The sequence below is a fragment of the Bacterioplanoides sp. genome, assembly GCF_965226395.1.
GTDB lineage: Bacteria > Pseudomonadota > Gammaproteobacteria > Pseudomonadales > Oceanobacteraceae > Bacterioplanoides.
In genome coordinates this window covers 3,393,688-3,419,427 of record NZ_OZ245358.1, presented here as the reverse complement: position 1 = coordinate 3,419,427, position 25,740 = coordinate 3,393,688, and the positions used below count along the sequence as shown (strand labels likewise).

Here is a 25,740-nt window from a genome sequence, read left to right as displayed (position 1 = left end):
TAGTCATATCTGAATTGAGAAAATAAGAAGGGGATTTAGCTCCCACGCAGAGCGTGGGAGCTAGAAGAGAAAACCGAGGCTCTGATTCAGCACAAATTCACTGGCGCGCCAACCGGAAATTCTCAGCTTTGGCCGACTCCAGTGAGCTACGGAACGGATTAATATCCAGACCACCGCGACGCACATAACGGGCATATACGGTTAACTCCTGCGGCTGACAAGCCAACATCAGATCCCGATAGGTACGCTCAACACACTGCTCGTGAAAGTCCTGATGCTGACGTAACGAGACGATATACCCCAGCAAGCCGGCCTCATCAATACGCTGCCCGCGATAACGAATATACAGCGAGCCCCAATCCGGTTGACCAGTAACCGGGCAGTTCGATTTCAGCAGATGACTGCAAATCCAGCCATCAAATGATCCTTCGCCGGTTTTTAATAAAGACGCATCCAACTCATACGAGTCGACTGCAATATCGGCGTCATCAATACAATGCGCCACCGGAGGCTGAGGGAAAGCCGCATCAACCGGATGAAAAATCACCTGAACTTCTGCTCCCGCCGCTGCAGATAAATCGCGCTGCATGCGCAGGCGCACCTCTTCTGACGAAGCCATTTTGGTTTGGTTAAACGAGTTCAGGTACAACTTAAAAGACTTAGACTCAATCAGAAATTCTGAGGTTGCCGGAATACGGAATTCCGCCATACACACCTGTGGTTTACCTTTGGCATTCAACCAGGAAATTTCATAGCCATTCCAGATATCAACTCCGTAAAAAGGCACCTGATGTCGATCCAGACCCTGCTTCTTCCAGCTCTCTTCACGAGAAATCGGAAATAATAAGGTTGGGTCATACACGTCTTTGTATTCTGATGTTTGACCCAACGGATTATGTTCGCTGTTTACCGAGCCCATGCATTAACCTTTTGTAATAAATAACTGTTGATTGCCCAAACCATCCCACCGACTTTATTGTCGCATTCCCACACCACGGCGCATCAGCCAGATACTGTATGCCGATAACACCACAATAAATGCAATCAGCATGCTGTAAGCGGTTAACAGATCAACATCCGACACCCCTAAAATGCCGTAACGGAAGGTGTTGACCATATATAAAATCGGATTCAGCAAGGATACTCCCTGCCAGAACTCCGGCAGCAAAGTAATGGAATAAAACACACCACCGAGATAGGTTAACGGCGTGATTACAAAGGTTGGGATGATGGAAATATCGTCAAATTTTGACGCAAAGATAGCATTAATAAATCCGCCCAGTGAAAATAAGATGGCCGACAATAAAATCACACTCACCATAACAGCGAGGTTGTGAATCTGCAGTTGCGTGAAGTATAGCGACAACAAGGTCACAATCATGCCCACCAGCACACCACGCACCACGCCTCCCATCACAAAACCAAGTAAAATCGTGCCCGGATGCACCGGAGCCACCATCATTTCTTCGACACTGCGCTGGAATTTATTACTGAAAAACGAAGACGCTACATTACCATAAGCATTGGTAATCACACTCATCATAATCAGTCCAGGCACAATAAAGGCCATATAATCCACGCCGCCCATCTCACCAATGCGCGAGCCGATTAAATTACCGAAAATAATAAAATACAGCGTCATGGTAATGGCTGGCGGCAATAAGGTTTGCTGCCAGATGCGCATAAAACGGCGCACTTCTTTGGTCAGAATGGTTTTAAATGCCACCCACTGAATTTGTAATACTGACATCAGTTTTGTCCTCCGGCCGCATTCTGATTACGCACCAGATCGACAAATAACTCTTCCAAACGATTGGACTTAGTACGCATACTGCGCACCTCAATACCCTTTTCCGTTAATTGCTGAAAAATACGATTCAGACTCTGGCCCTTCTCGACGGTAATTTCTAAACAATCCGGTGAGGCCTGAGCCACATCAAAACCATCAATCGTCACATCTGCCGAAAACGGCTCCGCCAGATCCAGCACAAACGTCTCGGTATGCAGCTGCGCCAAAAGCTCGCGTACACTGGTCGCCTGCACAATTTCACCGTGATTAATAATGGCGATATTGCGGCAGAGTTGCTCGGCTTCTTCCAGATAGTGGGTAGTCAGAATAATGGTGGTGCCCTGCTCATTCAGGCGCTGCATAAATTCCCACATGGAACGGCGCAATTCGATATCCACCCCGGCGGTTGGCTCATCCAGAATCAGCACTTTGGGCTTGTGCACCAGCGCCCGGGCAATCATCAGGCGGCGCTTCATACCACCGGATAACATACGCGCCTGAGTGTCGCGCTTATCCCATAAATCGAGCTGCTTTAATAAATAATCGGTGTTTTCAGCCGCCTGCTTTTGGGTCAAACCAAAAAAACCCGCCTGGGTAATCACAATGTCGCGGACTTTTTCGAACTGGTTAAAATTAAACTCCTGCGGCACCACACCCAGATGCTGCTTGGCAGAGAAGGCTTCGCGATTAACATCAAACCCCATAATTGAGGCACTGCCTGCGGTTTTCTGAACCAGTCCCGATAAGATACCCAACGTGGTAGACTTACCGGCACCATTAGGCCCGAGCAAGGCAAAAAAGTCGCCCTGCTCAACCTGTAAATCAATGCTTTTTAAGGCCTGAAAGCCATTGGCATACACTTTTGTAAGCCCTTTTACCTGTAACGCCGGAATCATCTAAGTACCTATTTATGAATCAACCTTTAACTGAACGACTGAGTTATCACATTAAACTGCTGCAAGGCGTTGAAAAGCGCCTTAAGCGTGCCGCTGCCAATACCGAAGCCAACGGTAATGATAGCCAGATAATCCCGGAAGAGATTTTACAACAGATTCACACTCTGATTGAGCAACTGACGCAACGCACTGATTCAGCTTATCAGGACGGTCAGGACTGGCTGATTAATATCCTGACCCACCACCCGCAGCTCACCCCTGTTATCAACCGTGACTTATTATGGTTCTTTGGTGGTGAATGCCTGCACTTTATGGCAGATGATGAAATCGAGCTGTTCCAGCAACTGGACGAACAAGAAGCCGAACACGAAAGCAACAGCGATACACAAGAGCCGTTTGATCGTGTGGCCGTCAAAACCCTGCTGCAACAGAATGCCAAACAATTCGATGCCTGATATAAACAAGCCCAGCATCTGCTGGGCTAACTTTTCCTGAGCTATTCCACCTGAATAACAGGCATAAAAAAAGCCGCATCAAGTGCAGCTTTTCTTTATTTTAATTCAAACGTTTTAGTTTGAACCATGCTTTTCCAATAAATAATTGGAGCGGGAAACGAGATTCGAACTCGCGACCCCAACCTTGGCAAGGTTGTGCTCTACCAACTGAGCTATTCCCGCATAATGCTTACTTTCTATAAAAAGAAAGTGGCATCCCCAAGGGGATTCGAACCCCTGTTACCGCCGTGAAAGGGCGGTGTCCTAGGCCTCTAGACGATGGGGACACATCGTTTAGCTGCGATGTATAATACAGCTAAATTATTGATTTGCAAGACTTTTTTCTTAGAAATCAATTTTTGGTGCATTCTGCATTGCATGTATTTTGGAGCGGGAAACGAGATCGACCGGGCTGGCGCTCCAGCTCGCGACCACTTGGTCGCATCAGTCTTTCTTATTTCTGCTGTACCAATATTTTTTAGAAATATTGGAGCGGGAAACGAGATTCGAACTCGCGACCCCAACCTTGGCAAGGTTGTGCTCTACCAACTGAGCTATTCCCGCACATGCAGCAACTTTCAGATTGAATAATCAATATAAAAGTTGGCATCCCCAAGGGGATTCGAACCCCTGTTACCGCCGTGAAAGGGCGGTGTCCTAGGCCTCTAGACGATGGGGACGCACCGTATTGCAGCGCCTAGTGCTGCGTTCTTGATGTGAGAGTCTGGAGCGGGAAACGAGATTCGAACTCGCGACCCCAACCTTGGCAAGGTTGTGCTCTACCAACTGAGCTATTCCCGCACTTAATGCATCTTTACCGTCTTAATATAAGAAGGAAGATGGCATCCCCAAGGGGATTCGAACCCCTGTTACCGCCGTGAAAGGGCGGTGTCCTAGGCCTCTAGACGATGGGGACGTCTCAATCAAGGAGCGCGAATTCTATTGAGGGTTTTTATTTGAGTCAACCCCTGCGAATAAAAAAAATCCAACTACACTAAGGACATAGGGATAAAACAGGTCTGGCCAGCGCCGTTATTTATGTCCACCAGCTTATTGATTTTCCTCGCCGTGTTAACAGCGGTCAGTGCGGTTGCCGCGCTGGCTTTTTTACGCTGGCGCGAACAAAAGCGCCTGATACGCGCACGCCTCACCATCGAGCTGTCGGATCAGATCATGCAGCAACTGGATGCTGCCAGCACCCTACTGCCCTGGCTTTCTGCCAGCTGCATGCAATACTTCTCTGAACTGATCATCAGCAATCAGCGCCGTATGTCAGAATTTAAACTGCCGGTAGGAAACAATGTCCGCAAGGCGGGCATGCAAGCCAGTGAATGGATCGAGAATCCGCCGAATAACAGTCAGGCAGCCCTGCCACAGGATGAACGTCAGGCCAAAACTATTCGCAAAGCGCTGCAACAAGGAATCGAACAAATCAAACGCGGCTATCAGCAACATCAGCTGGACGCCAAAAAAGCCGAGCAGGCGCTGCATGAACTGCGTCTGCTGAATGTGCGCCTGGTAGTCACGGTACTGATGTCTAAAGCCAGCGCCGCAATCACCATGAACAACACATCACTGGCGGAAAGCCAGCTCAATAAAATCCTTAAAACCCTTGCTGCCATCAAAACGCCCACAAACGAGCTGAGCGCATACCAGCAAAAAGCCACATTGATGTTATCGGAGTTGGCACAACAAACCCAACCAACCAGCACAGAACCCAATCGCCTGGCCGAGGCGGCAGATCTGATAGCCGAAGAAGATCAGGCGTGGAAAAAGAAACACTTCTGAACGAGAAGAAGGCAGGAAAAAAGTAAAAAAGAAGAAAGCGTCAGCGCCAGTTCAGCAACCAGCTTTTGATTTTATCCCTCAAGCGAATTGCTTCCTCCGCCTGCAGTCCGGTATTACAGGCCAGTTGTTGCGGGATCTGAGCCGCACGATCACGCAGACCCACTCCCTCTTCGGTTAACGCCACCAAAACCACACGTTCGTCCTCCTGACTTCTGGAACGCGTCAGCAAGCCATTTTGCTCCATGCGCTTTAATAAGGGCGTAACCGTGCCGGTATCCAGCATCAGCTTGTGGCATAGCTGCGTTACCGAAACGGAAGCAGATGATTCTGAGGCATCTTCAAAGGTTTGCCACAGCACCAGCATCACCAGATACTGCGGATAAGTCAGCCCCAGAGGTTTCAGCAATGGCTGATAAGCCTGAGTGATACGGCGCTGCAAACTATAAACAGCGAAACAAACCTGATTATCCAGGTGAAGTTGCGGGTACTTTTTCAAAACCATTCAGTATTCAGGCCAGTGCCGCTTCAATATCCGCTTTGATATCTTCCGGCTTGGTCGTCGGCGCATAACGTTTAACCACCTGCCCCTGTTTATTCACCAGGAATTTGGTGAAATTCCATTTAATACCCTTGGTGCCCATCACACCCGGTGCGGCTTGTTTCAGCTGCTGATACAAAGGCGCTGCATTGTCACCGTTCACCTCAATTTTAGAGAACATCGGGAACGACACACCGTAGTTTTTCTGACAAAAAGCCCCAATCTCGCTCTCATCACCCTGCTCTTGTTTACCAAACTGATTACAGGGAAAGCCGAGAATCACCAGCCCTTTTTCTTTGTATTGCTGATAAATACTTTCCAGGCCTTCGTATTGCGGGGTAAAACCACATTTACTGGCGGTATTCACAATCAACACCACCTGCCCTTGGTAGTCGCTCAGGTTTTGCATTTCTCCGTTTAAACGCGGCATTTCATGATTCAGAACAGACATATCAGGCTCCGTGATTGACAGGTCGAGTTTATATTTTTGACAACTATATTGCGCACAATACTTTATTTTAAAGAAGATGCAACTTTGTGCGCTTATTGCCTGAATGGGTTTAGCTCCCACGCAGAGCGTGGCAGCTAGGGTATTATCCGGAGAAGGGCCGGTTTATTCCGAATCCGACTTAAGAGTCAGTGACGCCGAATTAATACAATAACGTAAGCCGGTTGGTGCCGGGCCATCGGTAAAGACATGGCCTAAATGTGAGTCACACTGCTGACAACGCACTTCGGTGCGCACCATAAAGTGTGAAGTGTCGGTTAACTCTTCGATCACATCGTCGCTGGCAGGCTGAAAAAAGCTGGGCCAGCCACAGCCGGAGTCGTATTTAGCATCAGAGAAAAACAGCACCTCGCCACAACATACGCAGCTGTAAGTACCCTTTTCCTTACAATCAAAGTATTTCCCGGTAAAAGCCCGTTCGGTACCGGCTTCACGGGTAATATGGTAGGTCTCCGGGTCCAGCTGTTCGCGCCACTGAGCTTCGGTTTTAATGACTTTTTTCATGAGTTACCTTACCTGCTTATTGTTGTATGCCAGCGCCTCAGTTACTGCTGACCGCTTCGACAAAATTCATTACTGACTGGTTTCGCCATAGCAACGGACAGAGTATCATGCGTGGTTTCATCTTTCAGAGCATTTACGAGGCGAAACAGTTCCCATGCAGGAAATTAAGAAGTCGAACAAACTGGCTAACGTGTTTTACGACATTCGTGGACCCGTCCTGCATGCCGCCAAAAAACTCGAAGAAGATGGCCATCGCATTCTGAAGCTGAACATTGGCAACCCAAAACCGTTTGGTCTGGATGCGCCGGAAGAAATCATTCAGGACGTGATTTACAACCTGCCGGATTCCGAAGGCTACAGCGATTCCAAAGGTCTGTTCTCAGCCCGCAAAGCCATCATGCAGTACACCCAGCAGAAGAACATTGCCAATGTAAATATCGAAGACATCATTATTGGTAATGGTGTTAGCGAGCTGATTGTGATGTGTATGCAGGGCTTGCTGAATAATGGCGATGAAGTGCTGGTGCCGTCTCCGGACTACCCACTCTGGACCGGTGCAGTCAGCCTCGGTGGAGGTAAAGCGGTGCATTACACCTGCGACGAAGGCTCGGGCTGGTACCCGGATCTGGACGATATGCGTGCCAAGATCACCGATAAAACCAAGGCACTGGTGCTGATCAACCCGAATAACCCAACTGGTGCGGTTTATTCTGACGAAATGCTGAAGCAAATGTTAGAGATTGCCCGCCAGAATAACCTGATCGTGTTCTCCGATGAGATTTACGACAAAATTTTATTCGATGGCACCACACACACCTCCACTGCATCACTGGCGGATGACCTGCTGATCATCACCTTTAATGGTTTATCGAAGAATTACCGCCTGGCGGGTTTCCGTGCAGGCTGGATGATTATCAGTGGTGCCAAGCATCTGGCAAAAGACTACATCGAAGGGCTGGAAATGCTGGCCTCGATGCGTTTGTGTTCCAACGTTCCGGCCATGCATGCCATTCAGACGGCGCTGGGTGGCTACCAAAGCATTAACGACTTAGTAGCGCCTGATGGCCGCATCTGCCAGCAGCGGGATATCGCCTGGGAAGCGTTAAATAATATTGATGGCATCAGCTGCGTAAAACCCAAAGGTGCGCTGTATTGCTTCCCGAAAATGGACATTAAGAAATTTAATATCCATAACGACGAACGCATGGTGCTGGATTTATTAGAACAGCAGAAAATCCTGATCGTTCATGGCACCGCCTTTAACTGGGCTTATCCGGATCATTTCCGCGTGGTCTTCCTGCCGCGTCCGGAAGACCTGACGGCTGCCATGGAGCGTATGGAAACCTTCTTTAACAGCTATCGTCAGCTGTAAACCAGGGCAACCTTGTGCTTGATGTCCATATCGACGATTTTTATAAAGACTGTGCCGTGGTGTTATTGCTGGGGTTCCGGCAATTTCCACGCGCGCAGACATTATTTATCGAAGATATTTCCGGCCCGGATGATGTCGATGAATACGGGCTGCATTCCCCTCGCCATCAGGCTGCCTTCGGCGCCGTCGTATGGCTCAAAGACGAAGGCTTTATCCGTTTTAGTGATATGGATGGGCAAAAATCCGTTGACGATTTTGTGCTCACCAGCAAAGCCTTTTCCCGCTTATTAAAACCCAATCCCAAAGATGACAGCGGCAGCATTTTGGAAGTCATCGAATACGCCCGTCTGCAGGGTGATTCAATACTGCTTGGTCATTTATTACGCGATCATTTTTTATTTCTTGAATAAGTCCCGCGACTAAGCTCTCGGGACTAAATCCTCAGGATCATTACTTCCATCTCAGCAATAGTTTTTTCAGCAAAATAACTGGTCATTTATAGCGCTTATGCAATAATAGGAAGCTTTCTCATTTAAGTTAAAGCGAGCTGGAGTTTCTATGCGCTTATTCCGAATGGCGGCCTTGCTAACCACTTTATCTGCCTCTTCTGCTATGGCCGATCAGGTTAATATTTATTCATTCCGCCAACCGTTTCTGATTGAACCGATTCTGGAAGAGTTCACCAAAGAAACCGGCATCAAAACCAAGGTCGTATTTTCCAAAAAAGGATTAATTCAGCGCCTGCAACGCGAAGGCGAATTATCGCCAGCCGATTTAGTGCTGACTTCCAATTTCTCTAAACTGCTGGAATTAAAAGACAAGCAGCTGACTCAGCCTTTCACCCTGACCGACACTTTAACAGCGAACGTACCGGCTAAATTCCGCGACACTGACAACCAATGGATCGCTCTGACTCAACGTGTGCGTAATGTTTATTCGTCTAAAGAGCGTGCTGGTGATCAAAGCAATATTCGTTATGAAGATCTGGCCGATGAAAAATTCAAAGGCAAAATCTGCACCCGTAGCGGCAAACATCCGTATAACCTGGGTCTGATTGCCTCCATGATTGCGCACCACGGCGAAGCAGAAACCGAGCAATGGTTGCGTGGCGTCAAAGCCAATCTGGCGCGCAAACCACAAGGCAACGACCGTGCACAAGTAAAAGCGATTAAAGAAGGTTTGTGTGATGTGTCACTGGGTAACAGCTACTACCTGGGCAAAATGCTGAACGATAAAAATCAGATTGCCTGGGCCGATGCCGTTAATCTGAACTTCCCTAACCAGCAAGATCGCGGTTCTCATGTGAATGTCTCTGGTGCGGTATTAACCCGTCATGCGCCGAACAAAGCCGCGGCTGAAACCTTACTGGCGTACCTGACCGGCGACAAGGCTCAGCAAATATACGCGGAAGTAAACTATGAATATCCGGTGAAGCCAGGCGCTGAGGTTTCTGAGCTGGTGCAAAGCTGGGGCGAATTTAAAGCCGACGAGCTGGCACTGACAGAAATTGCAGCCAACCGCAAAGCCGCATTGAAATTGGTGGATAAGGTCGGTTTCGATTTATAATCGCCGTTTGTGGCATTTTCACCAACAAACAGAGCGTTTATGAATTCAGGCACTTCCGCCTCTGCCAGCCATGGCAACACTCTTAATAGCCCGCAACATGCGGGCTATTTCGTGTCCGCGAGCAAACAATTTGGCAGCCGGGTATTTATGATAACGGCGCTGATACTGGCCTGCCTGATGATGACGCCGGTACTGGCGCTGGTGTTTGAATCCGTCAGCAGTTTCTGGAGTGGCAGCGAAGCTGACACCACTTTCCGCGATCTGGCCGATACCGTGCTCTGGCATTACACCCTCAACAGCCTGCTGGTTGTGACCGGTGCCGTTATATTTGCCTGCGCCCTGGCCATTTTGCCCGCCTGGTGGTGTGCCCACTATGAATTCAGCGGCCGGCGTTATCTGCAATGGGCACTGGTATTTCCGCTCGCCATTCCCGCTTATATTTCCGCTTATATTTATACCGAATTACTCGATTACGCCGGGCCGATACAAATTGCCCTGCGCAGTTGGTTCAGCTGGCAATCACCCGCGGATTATTGGTTTCCGGATATTCGCAGTCGCTGGGGCGCCAGCCTGATGTTGGCACTGGCTTTATATCCGTATATTTATTTATTACTGCGCCATGCGTTTGCCCAGCGCTCAGAACATTTTTCTCAGGCGGCGCAAACTCTGGGGGCGAGCCCCAAGCGTATTTTCACCAGCATCGAATTACCGTTAGTGCGCCCGGCACTGGTGATTGGCTGTACGCTGGTTGCGATGGAATCGCTGGCCGACTACGGCACCGTACATTTATTTGCCGTCAGCACCTTAACCACGGCGGTGTACGACAGCTGGCTGGTGTATGGCAGCATCAGTACCGCTGCAAAAATTTCCTGCCTGATGTTGTTGTTTGTGGTGATACTGGTCAGCGCCGAAAAATACCAGCGTAAGCAGCAAAAACATTTTGATACCCGTAATTCCGGCAAACCGGCACAAAAACAAGCGGCGTCCGCGATTCAGGCCACACTGATCTGGCTGGTTTGCAGCCTGATTATTATTGCCGGATTTATTTACCCGGTTGTGACATTAATTGGTTACACCCTCACCTACCTGAGTGAAAATACCAGCCCGGCGTTATGGCAACACACGCAAACCACCTTCTCGCTAGCTGCCATTGCCGCCGTTATTGCGACCTTGCTGGCGTTAATCTTTAACGCCCAGCAGCGCTTTAATCCATCTCCCATCAATCGTTCTAAATTGGCGTTTTCGTCGTTGGGTTATGCCCTGCCCGGAACGGTACTGGCCATTGGTATTTTAATTCCGCTGACTCAGGCCGATATTGTGTTAAACCAGCTACTGGTAAGCCTCGATATGGATCGGATTGGTTTATTTTTTACCGGCAGCAGTTTTGCGTTAATCGTCGCCTTTATTATTCGGTTTTCTGCCATTTCCAACGGCAGTTTACAGGCCGGTTATCAGAAAATTCCGGATAACCTCGATGATGCCTCACACACATTGGGCGAAAGCCAACGCATGACCTTTAGCCGCATTCACTGGCCGTTATTACGCCCGGCGCTGGCCTCATCCTTATTGCTGGTATTTATTGAGTGCGTAAAAGAATTACCGGCTTCGTTATTATTGCGCCCGTTTGACTTTGAAACCCTGGCCACCTATGTGTTTCAGTTTGCGTCGGATGAACATCTGGAACACGCAGCCTCGGGCGCATTATTAATTATTATTGTCAGTTTATTGCCGATCAGTATTTTATCGCGCACCCAGAAAATGGATTAATCATGCCATCATCAAACCCCAGCGCAGCAGCGCTTAGCGTCAGTCATCTCAGTGTTGCGTTCCAGCAGCAGACCGTTCTGCAGGATCTGTCTCTGAGTGTTGGCTCGGGTGATATCGTATGTCTGTTAGGCCCCAGTGGTTGCGGCAAAACCACGGCATTAAAAGCCATTGCCGGGTTACAGGAGACGCAGACCGGGCAAATTCAGATTCTCGGCAAAACCGTGGCTGACGGTCGCTTTAATTTACCCACCCAGCAACGCCATATTGGCTTTATCTTTCAGGACTATGCGTTATTCCCTCACCTGAGCGTGGCCGACAATATTGGTTACGGCCTGCGGGCACAAAGCAAAACCGCACAACAAGCTCGCATCCGCGAGATGCTGGCACTGGTTGAACTGGAGGATTACGCCAAGCGCTATCCGCATGAGTTATCCGGCGGTCAGCAACAACGCATTGCCCTGGCCCGGGCACTGGCGCCGAACCCGGAGCTGTTGTTGATGGACGAACCCTTCTCCAACATCGACAGCCAGGTAAAACGCCGCATGATGACCGAGCTGCGTACTCTGATTAAACGCAGTGGTGTTACCGCTATCTTTGTCACTCACGCTAAAGATGAAGCCTTTGTATTTGCCGATAAAACCGCAGTGATGATGAACGGCCAGATCCAGCAATACGGTACCCCGGCGGAGGTGTTCAGCACACCGGCCAGTTACGAAGTTGCCCGTTTTATGGAAGCCGGAAACCTGTGCCCACAAGCCGATATAGCGCGTTTATTTGATTCAACCGTTTCTCCGGCAGCACCTAAGCAGCAGGGATATGCTTTATTTCAGCGCCACCGGATTATGGTTGAAGCGGCTGACAATGGTATCGCTACCCTTGAGTCAATCCAGTTTAATGGCCGTGGTTATTTGCTTGAAGTTGGCCTTGAAGGGCTGCCAGACAATAACTGGCAGATCGAGGTGGATCAGTTACCGGCGTGCCAAAGCGGTGATAAGGTTCGCCTGAGTTATCAGGGCGAACCCATATTGTTCTGAATATACTGTTCTGAAAGCTGGAGAGCTTTAGCTGCGATCAGCGGCAGCAGTAAATAACACATCGGTTGAACTGTTTAATGCGGTTTCAGCCGAGTCCTGCACCACACCAATAATAAAACCAACAGCCACGACCTGCATGGCAATATCATTACTGATGCCAAATAGGTTACACGCCATCGGAATCAATAACAGCGAGCCCCCCGCCACACCGGAAGCACCACAAGCCGACAGCGATGCCACCAGGCATAACAACAAGGCCGTGGCGATATCAACATGAATACCTAAGGTGTTTACCGCCGCCAGCGACAACACGGTAATGGTAATCGCTGCGCCCGCCATATTAATGGTCGCTCCCAGCGGGATAGAAACGGAATACGTATCTTCATGCAGGTTTAAACGGCGACATAATTCCAGGTTCACCGGGATATTTGCCGCTGAGCTGCGGGTGAAAAAGGCAGTCACACCACTTTCACGTAAGCAGGTAAATACCAGCGGATAAGGGTTACGACGGGTTTTCAGATATACCAGCAAAGGATTCACCAGCAGCGCCACAATCAGCATCGATGCTAATAACACCAGCAATAAATGGCTGTAGCCCAATAGCGCTTCAAAACCCGTAGTGGCTACGGTATTGGCAACCAGCCCCATAATGCCCAGTGGCGCACAACGAATCACAACTTTCACCAACAAAGACACACCATCGGCCAAATCAGCTACCAGTTGCTTACTGCTGTCACCAGCACTGCGTAGCGCAAACCCTAACCCCGCAGCCCAGGCCAGCAAGCCAATAAAATTGCCCGTTAACAACGCATTCACCGGATTGTCGACCACATTAAACAACAGGGTGCGCAATACCTCAGCTATTCCTCCTGGCGGTGTGGTACTGACCTCGGTCTGAACCAACAGCAATTCAACCGGAAATAAAAAGCTGAGCAGCACCGCAACTAACGCCGCACAAAAGGTTCCGATCAGATACAAAGCCAGAATCGGCCGGATTTTACCCTGCGCATTAATCGACTGGTTGGCAATCGACGACATCACCAGAATCAGCACCAGCACCGGCGCCACCGCTTTCAGACCACGAACAAATAAATCCCCCAGAATGGATAAAGAGGTTGCCCATTGCGGTGCAATCAGCGCCAGCACGATACCTGCAGCCATACCAATGATGATTTGCAGCACCAGGCTGGCGGAGAAAAGGCGGGAAAACATAGAAGCTTTTGTCGTCATAAATCACGTCAGGGTTAAAAAATCCGCGGCATTATAGAAACGACTGATTAACAAATCGACAGAGCTAGGTAGTAACCCTTTGCAATTGCGGTTAGTACCTACGCCCGAATTGGCGTTATTTTTTGCGATTTAATGGAACTAAGTAGCGTGATATGGAGTCGACTCATTATCGATAAATACGTTATCCATCAATATACCTGCGGGGATTTCCTTATGGCCTTCACTTTATACGATATCGACAACGCACCGACAGAATCGGCAGAGCAACTGCAGGATTCACAAAAAGCATTTGGCTTTGTACCCGGCTTACACAAGGTACTGGCCGCCTCACCAGAAACCCTGAAAGCTTATAAGCTGCTGCACGATTTATTTCAGAAAACCAGCTTTAACAACACCGAGCTGACCGTTGTTTGGCAAACCATCAACTACTATCACGAGTGTCATTACTGCGTTCCGGCGCACACCGGCATTGCTCATATGATGAACATCGACGAGAGCATTATTTCTGCTCTGCATAAGGGTGAAACTCTGAGCGATGAGAAGCTGGCGGTATTACAGGCAACAACTCGTGCCATGGTGGATCAGCGCGGTAACCTGAGCGAACAGCAAGTTGCCGACTTCAAAGCCGCCGGTTATGGCGAACAACAACTGCTGGAAATTGTGCTGGGCCTGTCTCAGAAAGTGATCAGCAACTTCACCAATCATCTGGCCGACACCCCGGTGGATGAGCCATTTAAGCAATTTATCTGATTGGCATTAAGCGGAATCAAAAAGCCCGGCCTGCGCATATTTAAGATGCTCAGGCCGGGCTTTTTTATTGCTTAAACGGCGTGCCGTTTACGCTCAGTTAAAGACCACCGGATATTCCGCCACCGTACGGTCAATACCGGGCTTATTGCTGTACTGCATCCGGCGGCAGGCCGCTTCCATTCGACGATGAATCTTGACATCGTTCAGCTCGCTGTTGGTTACCTTACAGCTGGAAACGGTACCGTCCGGTTCGATTTCCAGGCGTAGTGTGACCGAGCCTTTCAGATTCGGATTCTGACGCAGAGCCGATTTAAAGATACGATCGTATTTCACCTTGTTGGCTTCCAATACTAAGCGTAACTCTTCCGGCGTGCGTGTTTTTGCCGCTTGCGTGTCAGCAACTTGCTCTTCACTTAATTCAACGGCAGTGGTTGCACGCTCGCTCAACTGCTCGCCAACCGTTGCCTGAGTTAAGGTCGTCGCATCGACACCACCCGAGCCCCGGGTTGCAGCACCACGATCCACCACGTTACCTACGTTGGTCGCTTTAGCACCGGCATTACTCAACCCGGCGCTGTTGGTATTTAACGCCGTGGTCGGTACCTGATTGGCGATATTATTGAGCAGATTTAATGCCTGCTCACCCACCGCATCACGCGCTTTCTGTTTTGCCGCGTCACGCTTTTCTTTCGGCGCGTCTACCTTGGGCTTTTTCTCCGGCTTGGGTTTCGGTTTCGGCTTAGGCTTGGGCTTTTTCTCTTCCGGCTTTGGCTCAGGCTTTTTTTTCTCTGGCTCAAGTTCTGGCTTAGGCTCGGGTTTTTTCTCTTCCTTTTTTTCAACCACGGGCTTGGGTTTTGGCTTTTCTTTTTTCTTACGCTCCAGCACTTTAGCAAGCTGAGGAGGCAGTTGTTCCAGCTCTTTGCGGTCTTTTTCCGGCAATTCAATCATCGGAACAGCAATACCAATTGCCACCACAAATAACAGTAACAGCGATAAAATAGCGAAAAACCGCTGTTGCTGACCACCATCATTCCAGGGCAACTCTGGCGCACGATAATAAACCGTCATATCAGGCGCCTCCTGCTGGTTGTTTCTTTTCAACCGCCAGGGAAATATTGTTAAACCCTGATTTGGCACTGGTATTCATGACTTTTTTCAGCAACGCATAAGGAATGCCTTTATCACCAATAATGGTAATTGGCCGACCCGCTTGTTGCTGTTCTGGCGTTAATGGAAAACGACTGGCCAGATATTCCAGTTCTTTTTTCAGCAACGGCAACTGCTCACCCGTTTCCAACTTCGCCTGCGCGGTTGCAACCACCACACGGCCCTGAACCAGAATATCGCTATGGCTCACCATAATAGTGAGTTGTTCATTCGGCTGATTTTCAGAAACCGATACCGGCAAGCTGATATCGTCACTGTTCTGAACATTCACGTCCGACTGATTCACCATCAGGAAGAAAACCAGAATGGTGAAAATATCCATCAGCGCGGTCAGGTTTAAGGTGCTGCCCTGTTTGTTACGCTTATGATTGCGCTGCATGCGCTTTGCACGACGTGACATTTTCATGGTGTCACCTCCGCGCCAGCATTGTCTGCAACATCATCCGCATCACCCAGTGAAATATCCGGAAATAATTCCGCATTCACCAGCGAAGCCGCAACCACGGCCGGATAACGGCGTACCGTATCCATTACGGTAATCAGTGTCTGGTATTCAACATCGGCTTCGGATAATAAATTAATTTCTTTTTTATCCTTAAACACCGGGTTCTTTTTAATATCCTGTAAGGTAAGCGACAGCCCCTTATAGTCGTATTCATTGGCGATTTTCGGCAGCGTTGCCAACGCTTCGGTTTGTTCCTGATAAGTTCGCGAAATCACAAACTCATCAGCCCGAATGGTGACGTCAAGCGTTACATCCTCTGGGTTTACGTTAACCGGCCCGGGCTGGTTTCCGTTGGGTAATCTGAGATCCAGTACTGCCACTTGCGAGAACACCATGTTCATCAGCAATACCGGCACCAGTACAATCATCAGATTCATAAAGGATGTTACGTTGAGTTCCGCCTCTTGTTGTGGTCTTTTATGGCGTCTCATGTAACTGCTCAACTATCAGGCTGCGTTATTTTTGTCGTTCTGACCCGGCTTACGTTCGGTAATGATATTGAGAAATTTCACCCCGGCCATTTCGATGCTATCAACAATTTCGTTGGTTTTGCTTTGCAGATAGCTGTGTAATAACAGCAGAGGAATCGCGGCCATCAGACCAAAGGCAGTGGTGTTCATCGCCACCGAAATCGACTGTGATAACAGTGTTGCTTTTTCGGCAGGCGCCGCATTAGCCACTGCGGTAAACGCAGCGATCAGACCCATAATGGTACCCAGCAGGCCCATTAAGGTAGCGATATTCGCCAGTGTCGAAACGTATTGAGTGCGTTTTTCCAGTTGCGGAATGGCTTCCATCAGACCTTCTTCCAGCGCGTATTCAATTTCTTCACGACGCTGGCTGTTGGGAATACGGGCAATGGCACCGGAAAAAATATTGCCAATTTTACTGTCAGATGTGTTGGCATAATTCAGTGCTGCACGCAGGTCTTTTTTCTGCAGCATGGGCAGCATGTCATCAAACGCCTGACGATTACTCGACTTTTCTTTCATCAAAAAAAACAGGCGTTCAAACGCAATCGCCAGACCAATCGCCATAATGATGGCAATCGGATACATAAAGGTGCCACCTTCCTGAAAAAAACGTACAACCGTTTCCATTGATACTTCCCCTTAATTTTCTATCTGTTTTTCGTTGTTATTGCACAAATTGTTATTGCACAAATTGTTCTTGCACAAGTTGTTATTCAACCAGTAAGCCCGTGTGTTACGGACCATCTTATGGTTTCTGATTTAACCACTAAACGATCAGTCAAACCACCAAGCGATCAATCAAACCATGGAGTCACCAATCGACAACCCAATTTTATGATGCACTTAGCATTGGCCTAGTTGTGCTGTTTATTTTGTTGCTTGTTCAGTTGCCGCAAGCGCTCAACGTTTACTTTTTTTGGTAAATAGCGCTCGCCGTAACGCACTTCCCGCCCCAGACTCTGGCGGTCAACCGGCTGAAACCAATGATCACGGTAGCTGTAAATCGGTTGATACAGACGTCCGGTTCCCGGTGGTGGTCGCCACGGTGTGATATAGATCACATTCGGTTCTTCCGCTTTCCCCTGAATTGAAATGCCCTGTATACGCACGACATTATCGTCTGCGGCAAAAGCGGAAAGTGTCATCAACGCAGCCAACAGCCATAACCAACGAGTCATTGTTCGTCTCCCGCCTGTTTATCTGCGGCTTCCGCCGGGTCGTTATTGCCACTGCGACGTTGTAAATCCGGAATCCAAATGGCCAACGCCTCATCCGGTTCAGCCATCATCGCCTGAGCTTTCTGATATTGCACCAATGCCTTGTCCAGATCGGCCAGATATAAGTCGTACAGAATACCGAGGTTGTACGGTACGTTAGCATCCTGCGGATCACATTGTGCCGCGGCTAAATAACTGCTTTCAGCGTCACGAAACTGCCCTAATTCCCGCAGCACCAGACCTTTTAATTTAAAAGCCGGGCAATATTGCGAATCCAACTGCTGGGCTTTGTTCAGACTGACCAGACTCTCGTCATAATCCATCATCTGATATTGGCTTAACGCCAGATTGGTCCAGACTCCAGGGTAAGCCGGATATTGTTCGCTTAAAGTTTGCCAGTGCGCTAATGCTGTTTGTTGAGCGGCTTGTTTGGCGGACGATGTATCTTCTGCGTCATCCACATCCTGCAACAAAGACAGTCCCTGCGCATATAACGCCGGCAATTCTGCCGGCAGCGGTTGCTCAACCGGGCCACTATCTACCACTTCAGGAGCTGACTGAAACACACTACAGGCACTGAGCATCAGCGCAGCCAGCACTAAAACCGTTGCCTGACTCAGACGACTTTTTTTAGCGCGATTTTTTCTAGTAAAACGACTAGCGAATCTGTTCAACATAACTCACCGCCTTTTCTTTTTTGTTGTACTGCCCTGGCATTAACTCTGCCATCGAGCCAAAACTTTGTTTTACCCAACGGTCATACAGGCCATCATAAGTACGGCCAATATTGGTTTGATGGATTTCGATAGCGGCTTCTTCCAGCGGAAAAGCCTGATCTTCCAGCAGGAACTGATACTCTTCCAGTTCTAACTCATCCATACCAGCCGGACGTTCTGAATTCATTAATCCTTGAGCCAGCTGTTTATACAACTCACCAATCCGATAGGTCGAAGCCGTGGTAAATTCCAGCACCTGCAGCTGCACCGCCTGGGTATAACGCTTCAATGCTTGCTGCATAAAGGTATTTTTTCGCGTCACACTTTTATTTAATGGCAGAGTCAAATCTACCTGTTCAAACGCCAGACGTTCAAATTCACCTAATTCATAGGAGGCTTTGGCTGCCAGGTAGCGGGAGCGATCGGTTTGCTGATCGGCGGCTTTTTCGTTCAGGCTGATGATTTTTCCTAACCAGTAACGGCGTTTTTCCTCATCACCCCGGCTGGCGTAAATCTGATCCAGTTTAAAATGTGCTTCAACGGCGGCATCAAACGGGCGCTTATAGCTGTGTGCATAACGTTTATACATCACAATGGCATTTTCCTGATCGCCGGCTTTTTCAAAATATTCGGCCGACTGATAACAGGCAATGCGCTGTTCATCCGCTTTTTTACTGGTCTTCCATAAGGTTTGTAATTCAAACGCCGCTTTGCGCCAGTCACCTTTTTCTTCATAAGCCACAATCAGCTTACTGGGAATATCCGCAGCCAGTTTATGTTGCGGATAATCGTTGCGAAATTGCAGTGATACCTCGATGGCCTGATCGTAATCCTGAGTTTCCATCAATAACGTCGCCGCATCGTATTCGGCATTCACACGGATATTACTTTCCGGGATGACCACTGCCAAACGCCGCCAGTGCCCTACCGCCTCAGTATATTGTTCATTTTGTTTCGCCAATTCACCCTGCTTATAAATCGACGCGGCTACTTTTTCCCGTAAATCAGCCCGCTGTTGACGGTTCAGTTTGGCATATTGACTGGCTTCCATCAGAGCCTGCTCGGCTTCCGGGTATTGCGCTAATTCAAACGCAGAATGTCCACGCACCAACGCCGAGCCATATTGATAACGCGGCGGTAAATTGCCTTTACTTTGCCAGGCCAGACGTGAGGTGCTAAGCGCCTGATCGTAATACTGATCTTTTAACAGCATTTCACTGGTATTCACCAACACCGTGCCACGACGCTCATCTTGTGGAAATTCCTGCACAAAACGCATGGCACTGGCAACCGTTAGCTGACGCCAGATGGCCTTTTCTTCCGCGGCAGGTTTATGTTTATTAAATGCCAGAATGGCGGCGTAGCCTGCTTCTGGTGATTTTTCATAATCCGGATATTGGTACGCAACAATTTCATAATGATCTTTTGCGGTGGCGTAATCCTTTAATTCTGTTGCGACCTCTGCCAATAAAAAGTGTGCTTCTACAACATCATCTGCATTAGGGAAGCTGCGGATATATTCCTGATACCAGCCGGAGGCAATCTCAAGACGCTCTTTTTTATCCGTGCGTTTTTTAGCCGACTGCCCCCAGGCATGATGAAAGCTGGCCAGCTCCCATAAATAATTCGCCAGCGGTTCACGTATCTGTTGCTTAACGGGTTGCTCATGGCGATTCCAATAAGGGCTACCTACGCCAAAACGCTCAATATAAATCGCCTGATGTTTGCGTAATAAAGTGGAATAACGCGCTTCCCGGTACCCTTCGATTAACCGGGCATAATATTGTGGTGCCAATACATCATCAGGGTAACGGTCAACAAATGCCCGTAATGTTGAGGCACCGGATTTGTAATATTTTTTGCTGTAATACTGCTCGGCCAGGCGGTCGTAGATCAGATATTCGTAATGGCGCTGACCGTGCTGGTCATAAAAAACCGCAATTTGTTGCCAGTTGCCGGTTTCGTCAAAAATAATCGCCATAATACGCAGGATATCGTTCAGCATATCCAGCTCACCGCCGGTGGCTGACGATAACGCCGAAACATCCGGATATTCTTCATCCAGAACCTGAGTAAAAGCGATTAATGCGGCGTCATTTTGCTCCAGCTTATACAGCGACCAGCCTTTCAGATAACCGCCACTGACATAATATTTATTGCCGTCACGGCCACGTGCCAACAAGCGATCATAGGCTTGTGCCGCGGCTTCATAATCACCGGCGGCATACAACAACTGGCCTAAGCGAAATTCCGCTTCCAGGTAATATCCGGACGCTGGAAACTGAGCCACCAGCTGTTCCAGTACGGCGATGGTCTGATACGGCTGGCCGGTAATATGATAAGCCTTAGCCAGTTGATACAACACGGCATCATTATCGGGTCGATCCGGATAACGTTTTAATAACGCCTCATAATCATCAATCGACGCCAGCGCCATACCCCGCTCAGCTACCGATGCCTGCTGTTCCTGTGCTAATTCACCAGCCAATGCTTCAGCCTGATAACGGATTTCCGCTTCGTCGTTATTCGCCTGGGCTTCCGCCAGTGCATCTTCTGCGGCTTCAAGGCGTTCCTGCGCCACTTCTTCGGCCTGTAATTTAAGGCTGGCGATGCGGTGGGCAACCCGAATACGCATTTCCGGTTCGGTAGCGACCGCCAGATATTGCTGATAACGCTCAATAACCTGCTGATGATTAACCTCAGGTGTTTCGTTACTCATCAGCCGCACTTTTAACTGCGGGATATGCTCCAGTTTGGTTTGCTGTTCGGCCGGGTCCTGAAAAACCGCACAAGATGACAGCAACCAGCTAAAAGCAATCAATAACAACAGCTGGCAAGGACGCTTCAGGAAATGGTGATTCAGAAAATTATTCATCCGAACCTCCCTGATCAGCATCATCTGCTCCAGAGCTTTCGACTACATAATTTTGCAACGCATCATCGTATAAGCGCGCAATCGACAACCGGCTTTGCGCTAAATAATCGCTCAGGCGACCATCAAGATCGGTTAAATAGTGCTGCACCTGAGCCGCCAGCTGCTCACGCTGTTGCTGATCTAACAGTGCCACCTGCTGTTGCTGCTGTGCCAGCTGTTGACGAGCCTGACTCAGCTGCTGCGGAAAGCCCTGCCAGCTGCTGTTGGCCCATGCCAGCGCGGTGTGACTATTGGCTAACTGACCACTTAATTGCTCACTGTTTTTACGCAGTTGCCAGAAACTCTGCTGCGTTTGCCAGCGCCGTTGTGGCTGATCCTGATAAATATTCCATAACTGCACACCCCGCACCCGACGCCAACGCTCTTTGTAGGGCTGTAAATCGCGGGTCGGATCATTCACCTGCTGCAGGTATTCTACAGCGGGAATCACCGCAGCCAGATGGCCGATATTTTTCTGATCGGCGGCTGAGGCATAAGCAAATACTTTGTCGTCTTCTGCATTTAATGCTTGCTGCATCTGCTGAACCTGCGCCAATAATTGCTGCTGGCGTTGTGCCAATTGTTGTAATAATTGCTCACCACCCAGCTTCTGTAACCGTTGCTGACGCTCAGTCACCACTGCCTGCCATAACTGCAACTGGTTATTTTGTTGGTTTAATTGCTGCTGCAACTGTTGTAAATCGCGCAGCTGGGCAATGCGCTGATTAAAGCGGGCATCATCCAGTACCGGTTGCAGGATGCGGGTTAATTGATGATCCGGTAAATCGGCTGTGGTCTGATTTAACCAACCCCATTGCGGATGACCCGCGCCAAATGCAGTGGCATTATTTTCAACACGAGAAACCGGCGATTGAGTCAGCCAGTTGTCCATCCAGTCATTAATAACCGGGCGCTGATTCACCGCCCGCAGCTGGCTCAGCATTTGTTGTAAACGCCCCTCAACCACTTCGTAGGTTTTTAACGATTGGGTGGTGGCATTTAATAATTCGAGCGCATGGGGCACCCCAAGAATGGATTCCATTACCGCCGGATGAAAGTTATTAAAGCGCTGCTGCAAAATCCGCCACGGCTGCATGGCCTGCTGATATTTCCACTGCTCTACTAATGTCCAGCCGTAATGTAATAAACCCGGTGCGGTAAACACGGTATTTTGGCTGATTTCTTTAAAATAGCGCTCGGCACGACGATGTTTACCGGCATCCAGTGCATAGATACCGGCAATTAATAAAATTCGATCACGTAATGATTGTGTCTCGTAGTCATCACTGGACAAATCAGCAACGGCTACGGCGATCCATTTTTCCAGATCACGGCTTTTGGCATTCAGGCGCATGCCCGCCAGTATGCGGTTATAACGGGCAAGTCCGGCCCAGATGCCGGTGCTATCCATTTGTTCAGACAATACTGACTGGGCAATTTTATCCTGATGTGAGCGGCTGCTGCTCTGAATAAACAGCGCCTGTTGCAGGTATTCCGGGTTCAGAGAATCACTCAGGGTTAACGCCCGTGTAATGCTGTTTTCAGCATCCTGCCAGCGGGATAATTCCATCCAGCGCCGGGCCAGATGAAACCAGGCGTCGCCACTGGCCTGCGATCCGGATTGTTCAACCTGACGGTAGAGCGCCTGCGCCCGGTGCTCCATCCCCAGAGCAAGATAAATCGCCGCTTCCATTACCTGGCTTTCTAACGCAAAGCCAGCGGCAGTCAGATCTGTGGAAGAACCTTCAACGGCACCCTCCTGCTCGCGCCAACGTTCCAGATAATGCAAGGCAGCGGCATAGTCTTCATCCAGGTAACTGAAATAAAAAGCGCCGCGTAATAACCGCATATCGTCATTCGTTGCATTGGCCCACGGGCTTAGCAATAGGGAGAATGCCAGGCACAACAGCAAATGGGATAATGGAGTTTGTCTCAGATAACGCATTGTATTAACAACCTTTGATTCTGCGTTACCACGTTCTCAGCTGAGCCGTTGCATTCGCCTGAGCTTGCTGATCACTGATCAGAATTTCCATCAATAATGGCTGGGCGGTTTTCTCAACTTCCTGATGGATCATCAATTCACGTGCCTGCCCTAAATGATCGACGCCACGCACCAATACGTGAAACAGATGTTTGCCCGGGCCAAGATTAAATTGTGCCAGTGGCTGAACCGCTCCACGGCGCAGTGCCGACACCTGACGCTCGGTATAAATATGCTGGATCGGTGTAACATCCTGAGCGGAAATTTCAATCGACAAGGGCTCAAAAAACTCACCATAAGCCAACGACACATAAAAAGCCGCACGAGTTGTTGCCGGACTTAACAAGTTTTGCTCCAGCTCGTATAAATCTTTATTTAATTCCAGTACGGCTTGTTTCACCGCCTGAACATCCTGCTGCAGCTGCGGGTTTTGTTGTTCTTCGCCATATCCAGATAGCGCAGTGAACAGCAGTGCACATGCAGCAACAAAACGTATTAAACCTCGGGTAATAAACTTCATTTTTTCTCCGCAGCGGATACACAAAAGCCGCTGATTTTACCGATTAAGTCGTGACATATTGGCTAACCATTGCGGCAGCAATATTTCTAAACGGGAGAAGTTGTCGCTCAGATCTCCCAACAATAACTGCTCTAACACCCCATCGGCATTGATCAGCATAATCGCCGGACGATCAGCAAACTGCCATCCGGTACGCCATTTTTTATCTGCAATCAGCACCGGCAGACGCATCCGTGGTGGACGATCATCCCCATCCGGTGTCCAGATGAACCAGCTGTTCAGCCCGTCTTGTTTTAGTCCCTCTGCCAACAGCTGATAAGGTGCTAAACGCTCTTCACAACGATCACAATCATCCAGCCAGATCAGTACCAGCGCCTGGCCTTTCATTTCGGCCAGTCGTTGTCCCCAGCCGTTATGAGCCGGCAATGAAAAGTCTGGCACCCTCATGCCCGGGGCCAATTTATTCCCGGTAGCCTCGGTATTGCCGCCACTCGGTTGATGCTGATTAAGCGTTGGGCCTGCTGCCTGAGCGACAGAGATCAGAGCTGCGCTCAATAGCCAGACGCCAGCCAAGGCTTTAATAAATGGTTTAATAATACGAACCAAAGCTGACGCCCCATTGAATACCGCGCTCGACCTCGGCTTGTTTGAGATTATCGTCGCTGATGGCGAAGTTTTTAAAATCAAGAGAAACCCAGCTCCGCTCATCCAGCTGCAACTGCCAGGACGTGCCCAGGCCATAATACAAGCCACTGCTTTTGCCACTGAATTGCTCGCCCACATACCCTTCCAAGGCTAACTGCCAGGGATAAGTACGACTGCCATCAAAACTGGCACTGCCCTGCAATAACTGATACCCCAGCCCGGTATTAATCAGCACCGAGGTGACGTCTTTTTTAACCAGTACTTCTCCCTGGTCATTGCGAATCACCCGGTCACTGAACTGGGCAATCTGGACACCGGCCAGCACATGCCAGCGCTCTCCGGCAAAATAACGAGCTCCGGCATTTAACGCCAGACTGGAAGACAGGTTCTGCTGGGCAATCTGAGCAATGCCAATGCCCCAGCTGCCCAGGTTTTCGTCAATGCTGGCATCAGCGCTAACGCCGGCTGACAGCACTCTTGGTTGATAAATATCGGTGAGTTCTTCGGCCATCAGCGGCGTCAGATATAAGCTGGCCAGCAAACACAACAGCGATCGGGCTTTCATAACTTCAGATTCCACATCAGCGCCAAGCTGGTATCGTTGGCGCGGTTACCGGCAAATGCCTGCTCATTTTTCAGGCGGATAATAAATGTCAGCTGACGATTCAGCTCGGCTTGCCAATCAAGATTAACCGCCGCCAGTGCGGTGGTTTGTGTTTCGCCATCATCGTTCCAGCGATCACTGCCCGCCTCAGCCGAACCACTGCCGACAGCAACGCCTGCAACCAGTGACGATTGCTGATAACGGCACAATGGCGCTTCCAGTGCCAGTTGTAATGAATACCAGTTGGCCGCAGCATCAAAACCCCGTTCCGCACGAAGCGCCAGGTCATAATCCTGCCGGGGAAACAAAACACCCAGCTGATACGCCTCTTCCGTATTCACACCCAACTGCAATTGCCATTTTGATAACGGACCGGACTCACGCACCAGCCATAACTGGGACTCACTAACGGTGGTTGATTCAACCAAATGCCGCTCATGTACCCAGCCCGTACGCTGGCCATCGGATAACTTCAGCCAGTGGCCCTGACGTAAAACCGGTGTTAAGGAATGATTGGCTGGAATTTCAGAAACAACAGGGAAGGCGCTGCCCGGTCCTTTGCGCAACGGTATCAGCTGATTTTGTGCGACAGCAGTAGTCGCACACATCAGCGCAATGACAGACACCAGCCGTGCTATCACGCCCGGTGTGCTCAGTAAATTCCCCATGACCTTCATTGGTCGGATCGCCCTTTAATTTTTGCGGTTTTGTTTTTGTAGTTATAAACACTGTTAACTGCACATTTTGCGTACAACCATC

27 protein-coding genes and 6 tRNA genes are annotated in these 25,740 nt (G+C 49.3%); 8 read left to right on the top strand and 25 right to left on the bottom strand.

The features are described 5' to 3' along the window. Positions 1-97: 97 nt before the first annotated feature. From queF to ACO05E_RS15630, 3 genes are read right to left on the bottom strand one after another with little or no spacing between them, the layout of a single operon-like run. Positions 98-919 carry an NADPH-dependent 7-cyano-7-deazaguanine reductase QueF gene (gene queF / locus ACO05E_RS15640; RefSeq protein ID WP_419810422.1) on the bottom strand — a complete coding sequence of 274 codons (822 nt, stop codon included), beginning with the start codon at positions 917-919 and terminating at the stop codon, positions 98-100. A 54-nt stretch (positions 920-973) separates the two neighbouring features. Beyond that, the gene (locus ACO05E_RS15635; RefSeq protein WP_419810421.1) at positions 974-1,750 is read right to left on the bottom strand and encodes an ABC transporter permease; all 777 of its coding nucleotides are present in this window, start codon (positions 1,748-1,750) and stop codon (positions 974-976) included. After that, positions 1,750-2,685 carry an ATP-binding cassette domain-containing protein gene (locus tag ACO05E_RS15630; protein ID WP_419810420.1) on the bottom strand — a complete coding sequence of 312 codons (936 nt, stop codon included), beginning with the start codon at positions 2,683-2,685 and terminating at the stop codon, positions 1,750-1,752. Before ACO05E_RS15630 ends, ACO05E_RS15635 begins: the two co-directional genes overlap by 1 nt. Before the next feature lie 14 nt (positions 2,686-2,699). Between ACO05E_RS15630 and ACO05E_RS15625 the strand changes: the two genes are divergently transcribed. Beyond that, complete coding sequence (locus tag ACO05E_RS15625) at positions 2,700-3,140, top strand: PA2817 family protein (protein WP_419810419.1); 441 nt, start codon at positions 2,700-2,702, stop codon at positions 3,138-3,140. A gap of 146 nt (positions 3,141-3,286) precedes the next feature. Here the strand turns inward: ACO05E_RS15625 and ACO05E_RS15620 are convergent. From ACO05E_RS15620 to ACO05E_RS15595, 6 genes are all read right to left on the bottom strand, one after another. Continuing rightward, positions 3,287-3,362: transfer RNA gene (locus tag ACO05E_RS15620), tRNA-Gly, on the bottom strand. A 28-nt stretch (positions 3,363-3,390) separates the two neighbouring features. Beyond that, a tRNA-Glu gene (locus ACO05E_RS15615) sits at positions 3,391-3,466 on the bottom strand. Between the two features lie 201 nt (positions 3,467-3,667). Continuing rightward, positions 3,668-3,743 (bottom strand) — tRNA-Gly (locus ACO05E_RS15610). 40 nt (positions 3,744-3,783) lie between these two features. Next, positions 3,784-3,859 (bottom strand) — tRNA-Glu (locus ACO05E_RS15605). A gap of 45 nt (positions 3,860-3,904) precedes the next feature. Then, positions 3,905-3,980 (bottom strand) — tRNA-Gly (locus ACO05E_RS15600). 39 nt (positions 3,981-4,019) lie between these two features. After that, positions 4,020-4,095 (bottom strand) — tRNA-Glu (locus tag ACO05E_RS15595). Between the two features lie 122 nt (positions 4,096-4,217). Here ACO05E_RS15595 and ACO05E_RS15590 point away from each other — a divergent pair. Continuing rightward, positions 4,218-4,967, top strand: coding sequence for a hypothetical protein (locus ACO05E_RS15590; RefSeq protein ID WP_419810418.1), 750 nt, complete (start codon positions 4,218-4,220; stop codon positions 4,965-4,967). 40 nt (positions 4,968-5,007) lie between these two features. Here the strand turns inward: ACO05E_RS15590 and ACO05E_RS15585 are convergent, their stop codons facing one another. From ACO05E_RS15585 to msrB, 3 genes are all read right to left on the bottom strand, one after another. Beyond that, positions 5,008-5,469 carry a MarR family winged helix-turn-helix transcriptional regulator gene (locus tag ACO05E_RS15585; protein WP_419810417.1) on the bottom strand — a complete coding sequence of 154 codons (462 nt, stop codon included), beginning with the start codon at positions 5,467-5,469 and terminating at the stop codon, positions 5,008-5,010. 7 nt (positions 5,470-5,476) lie between these two features. Further along, complete coding sequence (locus tag ACO05E_RS15580; protein WP_419810416.1) at positions 5,477-5,956, bottom strand: glutathione peroxidase; 480 nt, start codon at positions 5,954-5,956, stop codon at positions 5,477-5,479. Positions 5,957-6,118: 162 nt separating this feature from the next. Next, positions 6,119-6,517, bottom strand: coding sequence for a peptide-methionine (R)-S-oxide reductase MsrB (gene msrB / locus ACO05E_RS15575; RefSeq protein ID WP_419810415.1), 399 nt, complete (start codon positions 6,515-6,517; stop codon positions 6,119-6,121). Between the two features lie 154 nt (positions 6,518-6,671). Between msrB and ACO05E_RS15570 the strand changes: the two genes are divergently transcribed. The 5 genes from ACO05E_RS15570 to ACO05E_RS15550 all read left to right on the top strand — a co-directional run bounded on the left by ACO05E_RS15570 (position 6,672) and on the right by ACO05E_RS15550 (position 12,256). Next, positions 6,672-7,889 (top strand): pyridoxal phosphate-dependent aminotransferase, encoded by a 1,218-nt coding sequence (locus tag ACO05E_RS15570; RefSeq protein WP_419810414.1) that lies wholly within the window; start codon positions 6,672-6,674, stop codon positions 7,887-7,889. Positions 7,890-7,903: 14 nt separating this feature from the next. Then, a complete protein-coding gene (locus tag ACO05E_RS15565) occupies positions 7,904-8,299 on the top strand; it encodes a hypothetical protein (protein ID WP_419810413.1) in 396 nt (131 codons plus the stop codon). A gap of 148 nt (positions 8,300-8,447) precedes the next feature. Then, positions 8,448-9,455 carry a Fe(3+) ABC transporter substrate-binding protein gene (locus tag ACO05E_RS15560; RefSeq protein ID WP_419810412.1) on the top strand — a complete coding sequence of 336 codons (1,008 nt, stop codon included), beginning with the start codon at positions 8,448-8,450 and terminating at the stop codon, positions 9,453-9,455. Between the two features lie 39 nt (positions 9,456-9,494). Further along, complete coding sequence (locus ACO05E_RS15555) at positions 9,495-11,222, top strand: ABC transporter permease (protein WP_419810411.1); 1,728 nt, start codon at positions 9,495-9,497, stop codon at positions 11,220-11,222. 2 nt (positions 11,223-11,224) lie between these two features. Continuing rightward, positions 11,225-12,256, top strand: a complete 1,032-nt coding sequence (locus tag ACO05E_RS15550; protein ID WP_419810410.1) for an ABC transporter ATP-binding protein — start codon at positions 11,225-11,227, stop codon at positions 12,254-12,256. 27 nt (positions 12,257-12,283) lie between these two features. Here the strand turns inward: ACO05E_RS15550 and sstT are convergent, their stop codons facing one another. Next, positions 12,284-13,486, bottom strand: a complete 1,203-nt coding sequence (gene sstT, locus ACO05E_RS15545; protein ID WP_419810409.1) for a serine/threonine transporter SstT — start codon at positions 13,484-13,486, stop codon at positions 12,284-12,286. Between the two features lie 213 nt (positions 13,487-13,699). Between sstT and ACO05E_RS15540 the strand changes: the two genes are divergently transcribed. Continuing rightward, positions 13,700-14,236, top strand: coding sequence for a carboxymuconolactone decarboxylase family protein (locus ACO05E_RS15540; protein WP_419810408.1), 537 nt, complete (start codon positions 13,700-13,702; stop codon positions 14,234-14,236). 93 nt (positions 14,237-14,329) lie between these two features. Here the strand turns inward: ACO05E_RS15540 and ACO05E_RS15535 are convergent, their stop codons facing one another. The 12 genes from ACO05E_RS15535 to ACO05E_RS15480 all read right to left on the bottom strand — a co-directional run bounded on the left by ACO05E_RS15535 (position 14,330) and on the right by ACO05E_RS15480 (position 25,658). Beyond that, positions 14,330-15,304 carry an AgmX/PglI C-terminal domain-containing protein gene (locus tag ACO05E_RS15535; protein ID WP_419810407.1) on the bottom strand — a complete coding sequence of 325 codons (975 nt, stop codon included), beginning with the start codon at positions 15,302-15,304 and terminating at the stop codon, positions 14,330-14,332. Between the two features lies 1 nt (position 15,305). After that, positions 15,306-15,809, bottom strand: coding sequence for an ExbD/TolR family protein (locus ACO05E_RS15530; protein WP_419810406.1), 504 nt, complete (start codon positions 15,807-15,809; stop codon positions 15,306-15,308). Continuing rightward, positions 15,806-16,339, bottom strand: a complete 534-nt coding sequence (locus ACO05E_RS15525; protein WP_419810405.1) for an ExbD/TolR family protein — start codon at positions 16,337-16,339, stop codon at positions 15,806-15,808. Before ACO05E_RS15525 ends, ACO05E_RS15530 begins: the two co-directional genes overlap by 4 nt. 15 nt (positions 16,340-16,354) lie before the next feature. Further along, positions 16,355-17,008 carry a MotA/TolQ/ExbB proton channel family protein gene (locus ACO05E_RS15520; RefSeq protein WP_419810404.1) on the bottom strand — a complete coding sequence of 218 codons (654 nt, stop codon included), beginning with the start codon at positions 17,006-17,008 and terminating at the stop codon, positions 16,355-16,357. A gap of 227 nt (positions 17,009-17,235) precedes the next feature. Beyond that, positions 17,236-17,559 (bottom strand): hypothetical protein, encoded by a 324-nt coding sequence (locus tag ACO05E_RS15515; protein WP_419810403.1) that lies wholly within the window; start codon positions 17,557-17,559, stop codon positions 17,236-17,238. Next, a complete protein-coding gene (locus ACO05E_RS15510) occupies positions 17,556-18,275 on the bottom strand; it encodes a hypothetical protein (protein WP_419810402.1) in 720 nt (239 codons plus the stop codon). Before ACO05E_RS15510 ends, ACO05E_RS15515 begins: the two co-directional genes overlap by 4 nt. Then, positions 18,256-21,189, bottom strand: a complete 2,934-nt coding sequence (locus tag ACO05E_RS15505) for a tetratricopeptide repeat protein (protein WP_419810401.1) — start codon at positions 21,187-21,189, stop codon at positions 18,256-18,258. The genes ACO05E_RS15510 and ACO05E_RS15505 overlap by 20 nt, the downstream gene beginning before the upstream one ends. Continuing rightward, positions 21,182-23,173, bottom strand: a complete 1,992-nt coding sequence (locus ACO05E_RS15500; RefSeq protein ID WP_419810400.1) for a hypothetical protein — start codon at positions 23,171-23,173, stop codon at positions 21,182-21,184. The genes ACO05E_RS15505 and ACO05E_RS15500 overlap by 8 nt, the downstream gene beginning before the upstream one ends. 25 nt (positions 23,174-23,198) lie before the next feature. Beyond that, complete coding sequence (locus tag ACO05E_RS15495; protein WP_419810399.1) at positions 23,199-23,732, bottom strand: hypothetical protein; 534 nt, start codon at positions 23,730-23,732, stop codon at positions 23,199-23,201. A gap of 36 nt (positions 23,733-23,768) precedes the next feature. Continuing rightward, a complete protein-coding gene (locus ACO05E_RS15490) occupies positions 23,769-24,338 on the bottom strand; it encodes a peroxiredoxin family protein (protein ID WP_419810398.1) in 570 nt (189 codons plus the stop codon). Further along, entirely contained in the window at positions 24,322-24,942 is a 621-nt protein-coding gene (locus ACO05E_RS15485; protein WP_419810397.1) for a hypothetical protein, read from the bottom strand. Before ACO05E_RS15485 ends, ACO05E_RS15490 begins: the two co-directional genes overlap by 17 nt. Further along, on the bottom strand, positions 24,939-25,658 hold the full coding sequence (locus ACO05E_RS15480) for an SH3 domain-containing protein (RefSeq protein ID WP_419810396.1): 720 nt from the start codon (positions 25,656-25,658) through the stop codon (positions 24,939-24,941). Before ACO05E_RS15480 ends, ACO05E_RS15485 begins: the two co-directional genes overlap by 4 nt. Positions 25,659-25,740: the final 82 nt, after the last annotated feature.

What these genes read in the sequence shown, in the direction of transcription:
- queF (WP_419810422.1), bottom strand. Translation starts at nt 919, where the DNA reads ATGGGCTCGGTAAACAGCGAACATAATCCGTTGGGTCAAACATCAGAA.
- ACO05E_RS15555 (WP_419810411.1), top strand. Translation starts at nt 9,495, where the DNA reads ATGAATTCAGGCACTTCCGCCTCTGCCAGCCATGGCAACACTCTTAAT.
- ACO05E_RS15630 (WP_419810420.1), bottom strand. Translation starts at nt 2,685, where the DNA reads ATGATTCCGGCGTTACAGGTAAAAGGGCTTACAAAAGTGTATGCCAAT.
- ACO05E_RS15515 (WP_419810403.1), bottom strand. Translation starts at nt 17,559, where the DNA reads ATGACTCGTTGGTTATGGCTGTTGGCTGCGTTGATGACACTTTCCGCT.
- ACO05E_RS15585 (WP_419810417.1), bottom strand. Translation starts at nt 5,469, where the DNA reads ATGGTTTTGAAAAAGTACCCGCAACTTCACCTGGATAATCAGGTTTGT.
- ACO05E_RS15530 (WP_419810406.1), bottom strand. Translation starts at nt 15,809, where the DNA reads ATGAAAATGTCACGTCGTGCAAAGCGCATGCAGCGCAATCATAAGCGT.
- ACO05E_RS15500 (WP_419810400.1), bottom strand. Translation starts at nt 23,173, where the DNA reads ATGCGTTATCTGAGACAAACTCCATTATCCCATTTGCTGTTGTGCCTG.
- ACO05E_RS15580 (WP_419810416.1), bottom strand. Translation starts at nt 5,956, where the DNA reads ATGTCTGTTCTGAATCATGAAATGCCGCGTTTAAACGGAGAAATGCAA.
- ACO05E_RS15525 (WP_419810405.1), bottom strand. Translation starts at nt 16,339, where the DNA reads ATGAGACGCCATAAAAGACCACAACAAGAGGCGGAACTCAACGTAACA.
- ACO05E_RS15635 (WP_419810421.1), bottom strand. Translation starts at nt 1,750, where the DNA reads ATGTCAGTATTACAAATTCAGTGGGTGGCATTTAAAACCATTCTGACC.
- ACO05E_RS15510 (WP_419810402.1), bottom strand. Translation starts at nt 18,275, where the DNA reads ATGTTGAACAGATTCGCTAGTCGTTTTACTAGAAAAAATCGCGCTAAA.
- ACO05E_RS15480 (WP_419810396.1), bottom strand. Translation starts at nt 25,658, where the DNA reads ATGAAGGTCATGGGGAATTTACTGAGCACACCGGGCGTGATAGCACGG.
- ACO05E_RS15485 (WP_419810397.1), bottom strand. Translation starts at nt 24,942, where the DNA reads ATGAAAGCCCGATCGCTGTTGTGTTTGCTGGCCAGCTTATATCTGACG.
- ACO05E_RS15550 (WP_419810410.1), top strand. Translation starts at nt 11,225, where the DNA reads ATGCCATCATCAAACCCCAGCGCAGCAGCGCTTAGCGTCAGTCATCTC.
- ACO05E_RS15570 (WP_419810414.1), top strand. Translation starts at nt 6,672, where the DNA reads ATGCAGGAAATTAAGAAGTCGAACAAACTGGCTAACGTGTTTTACGAC.
- ACO05E_RS15625 (WP_419810419.1), top strand. Translation starts at nt 2,700, where the DNA reads ATGAATCAACCTTTAACTGAACGACTGAGTTATCACATTAAACTGCTG.
- ACO05E_RS15535 (WP_419810407.1), bottom strand. Translation starts at nt 15,304, where the DNA reads ATGACGGTTTATTATCGTGCGCCAGAGTTGCCCTGGAATGATGGTGGT.
- ACO05E_RS15520 (WP_419810404.1), bottom strand. Translation starts at nt 17,008, where the DNA reads ATGGAAACGGTTGTACGTTTTTTTCAGGAAGGTGGCACCTTTATGTAT.
- ACO05E_RS15590 (WP_419810418.1), top strand. Translation starts at nt 4,218, where the DNA reads ATGTCCACCAGCTTATTGATTTTCCTCGCCGTGTTAACAGCGGTCAGT.
- ACO05E_RS15505 (WP_419810401.1), bottom strand. Translation starts at nt 21,189, where the DNA reads ATGAATAATTTTCTGAATCACCATTTCCTGAAGCGTCCTTGCCAGCTG.
- sstT (WP_419810409.1), bottom strand. Translation starts at nt 13,486, where the DNA reads ATGACGACAAAAGCTTCTATGTTTTCCCGCCTTTTCTCCGCCAGCCTG.
- ACO05E_RS15495 (WP_419810399.1), bottom strand. Translation starts at nt 23,732, where the DNA reads ATGAAGTTTATTACCCGAGGTTTAATACGTTTTGTTGCTGCATGTGCA.
- msrB (WP_419810415.1), bottom strand. Translation starts at nt 6,517, where the DNA reads ATGAAAAAAGTCATTAAAACCGAAGCTCAGTGGCGCGAACAGCTGGAC.
- ACO05E_RS15540 (WP_419810408.1), top strand. Translation starts at nt 13,700, where the DNA reads ATGGCCTTCACTTTATACGATATCGACAACGCACCGACAGAATCGGCA.
- ACO05E_RS15560 (WP_419810412.1), top strand. Translation starts at nt 8,448, where the DNA reads ATGCGCTTATTCCGAATGGCGGCCTTGCTAACCACTTTATCTGCCTCT.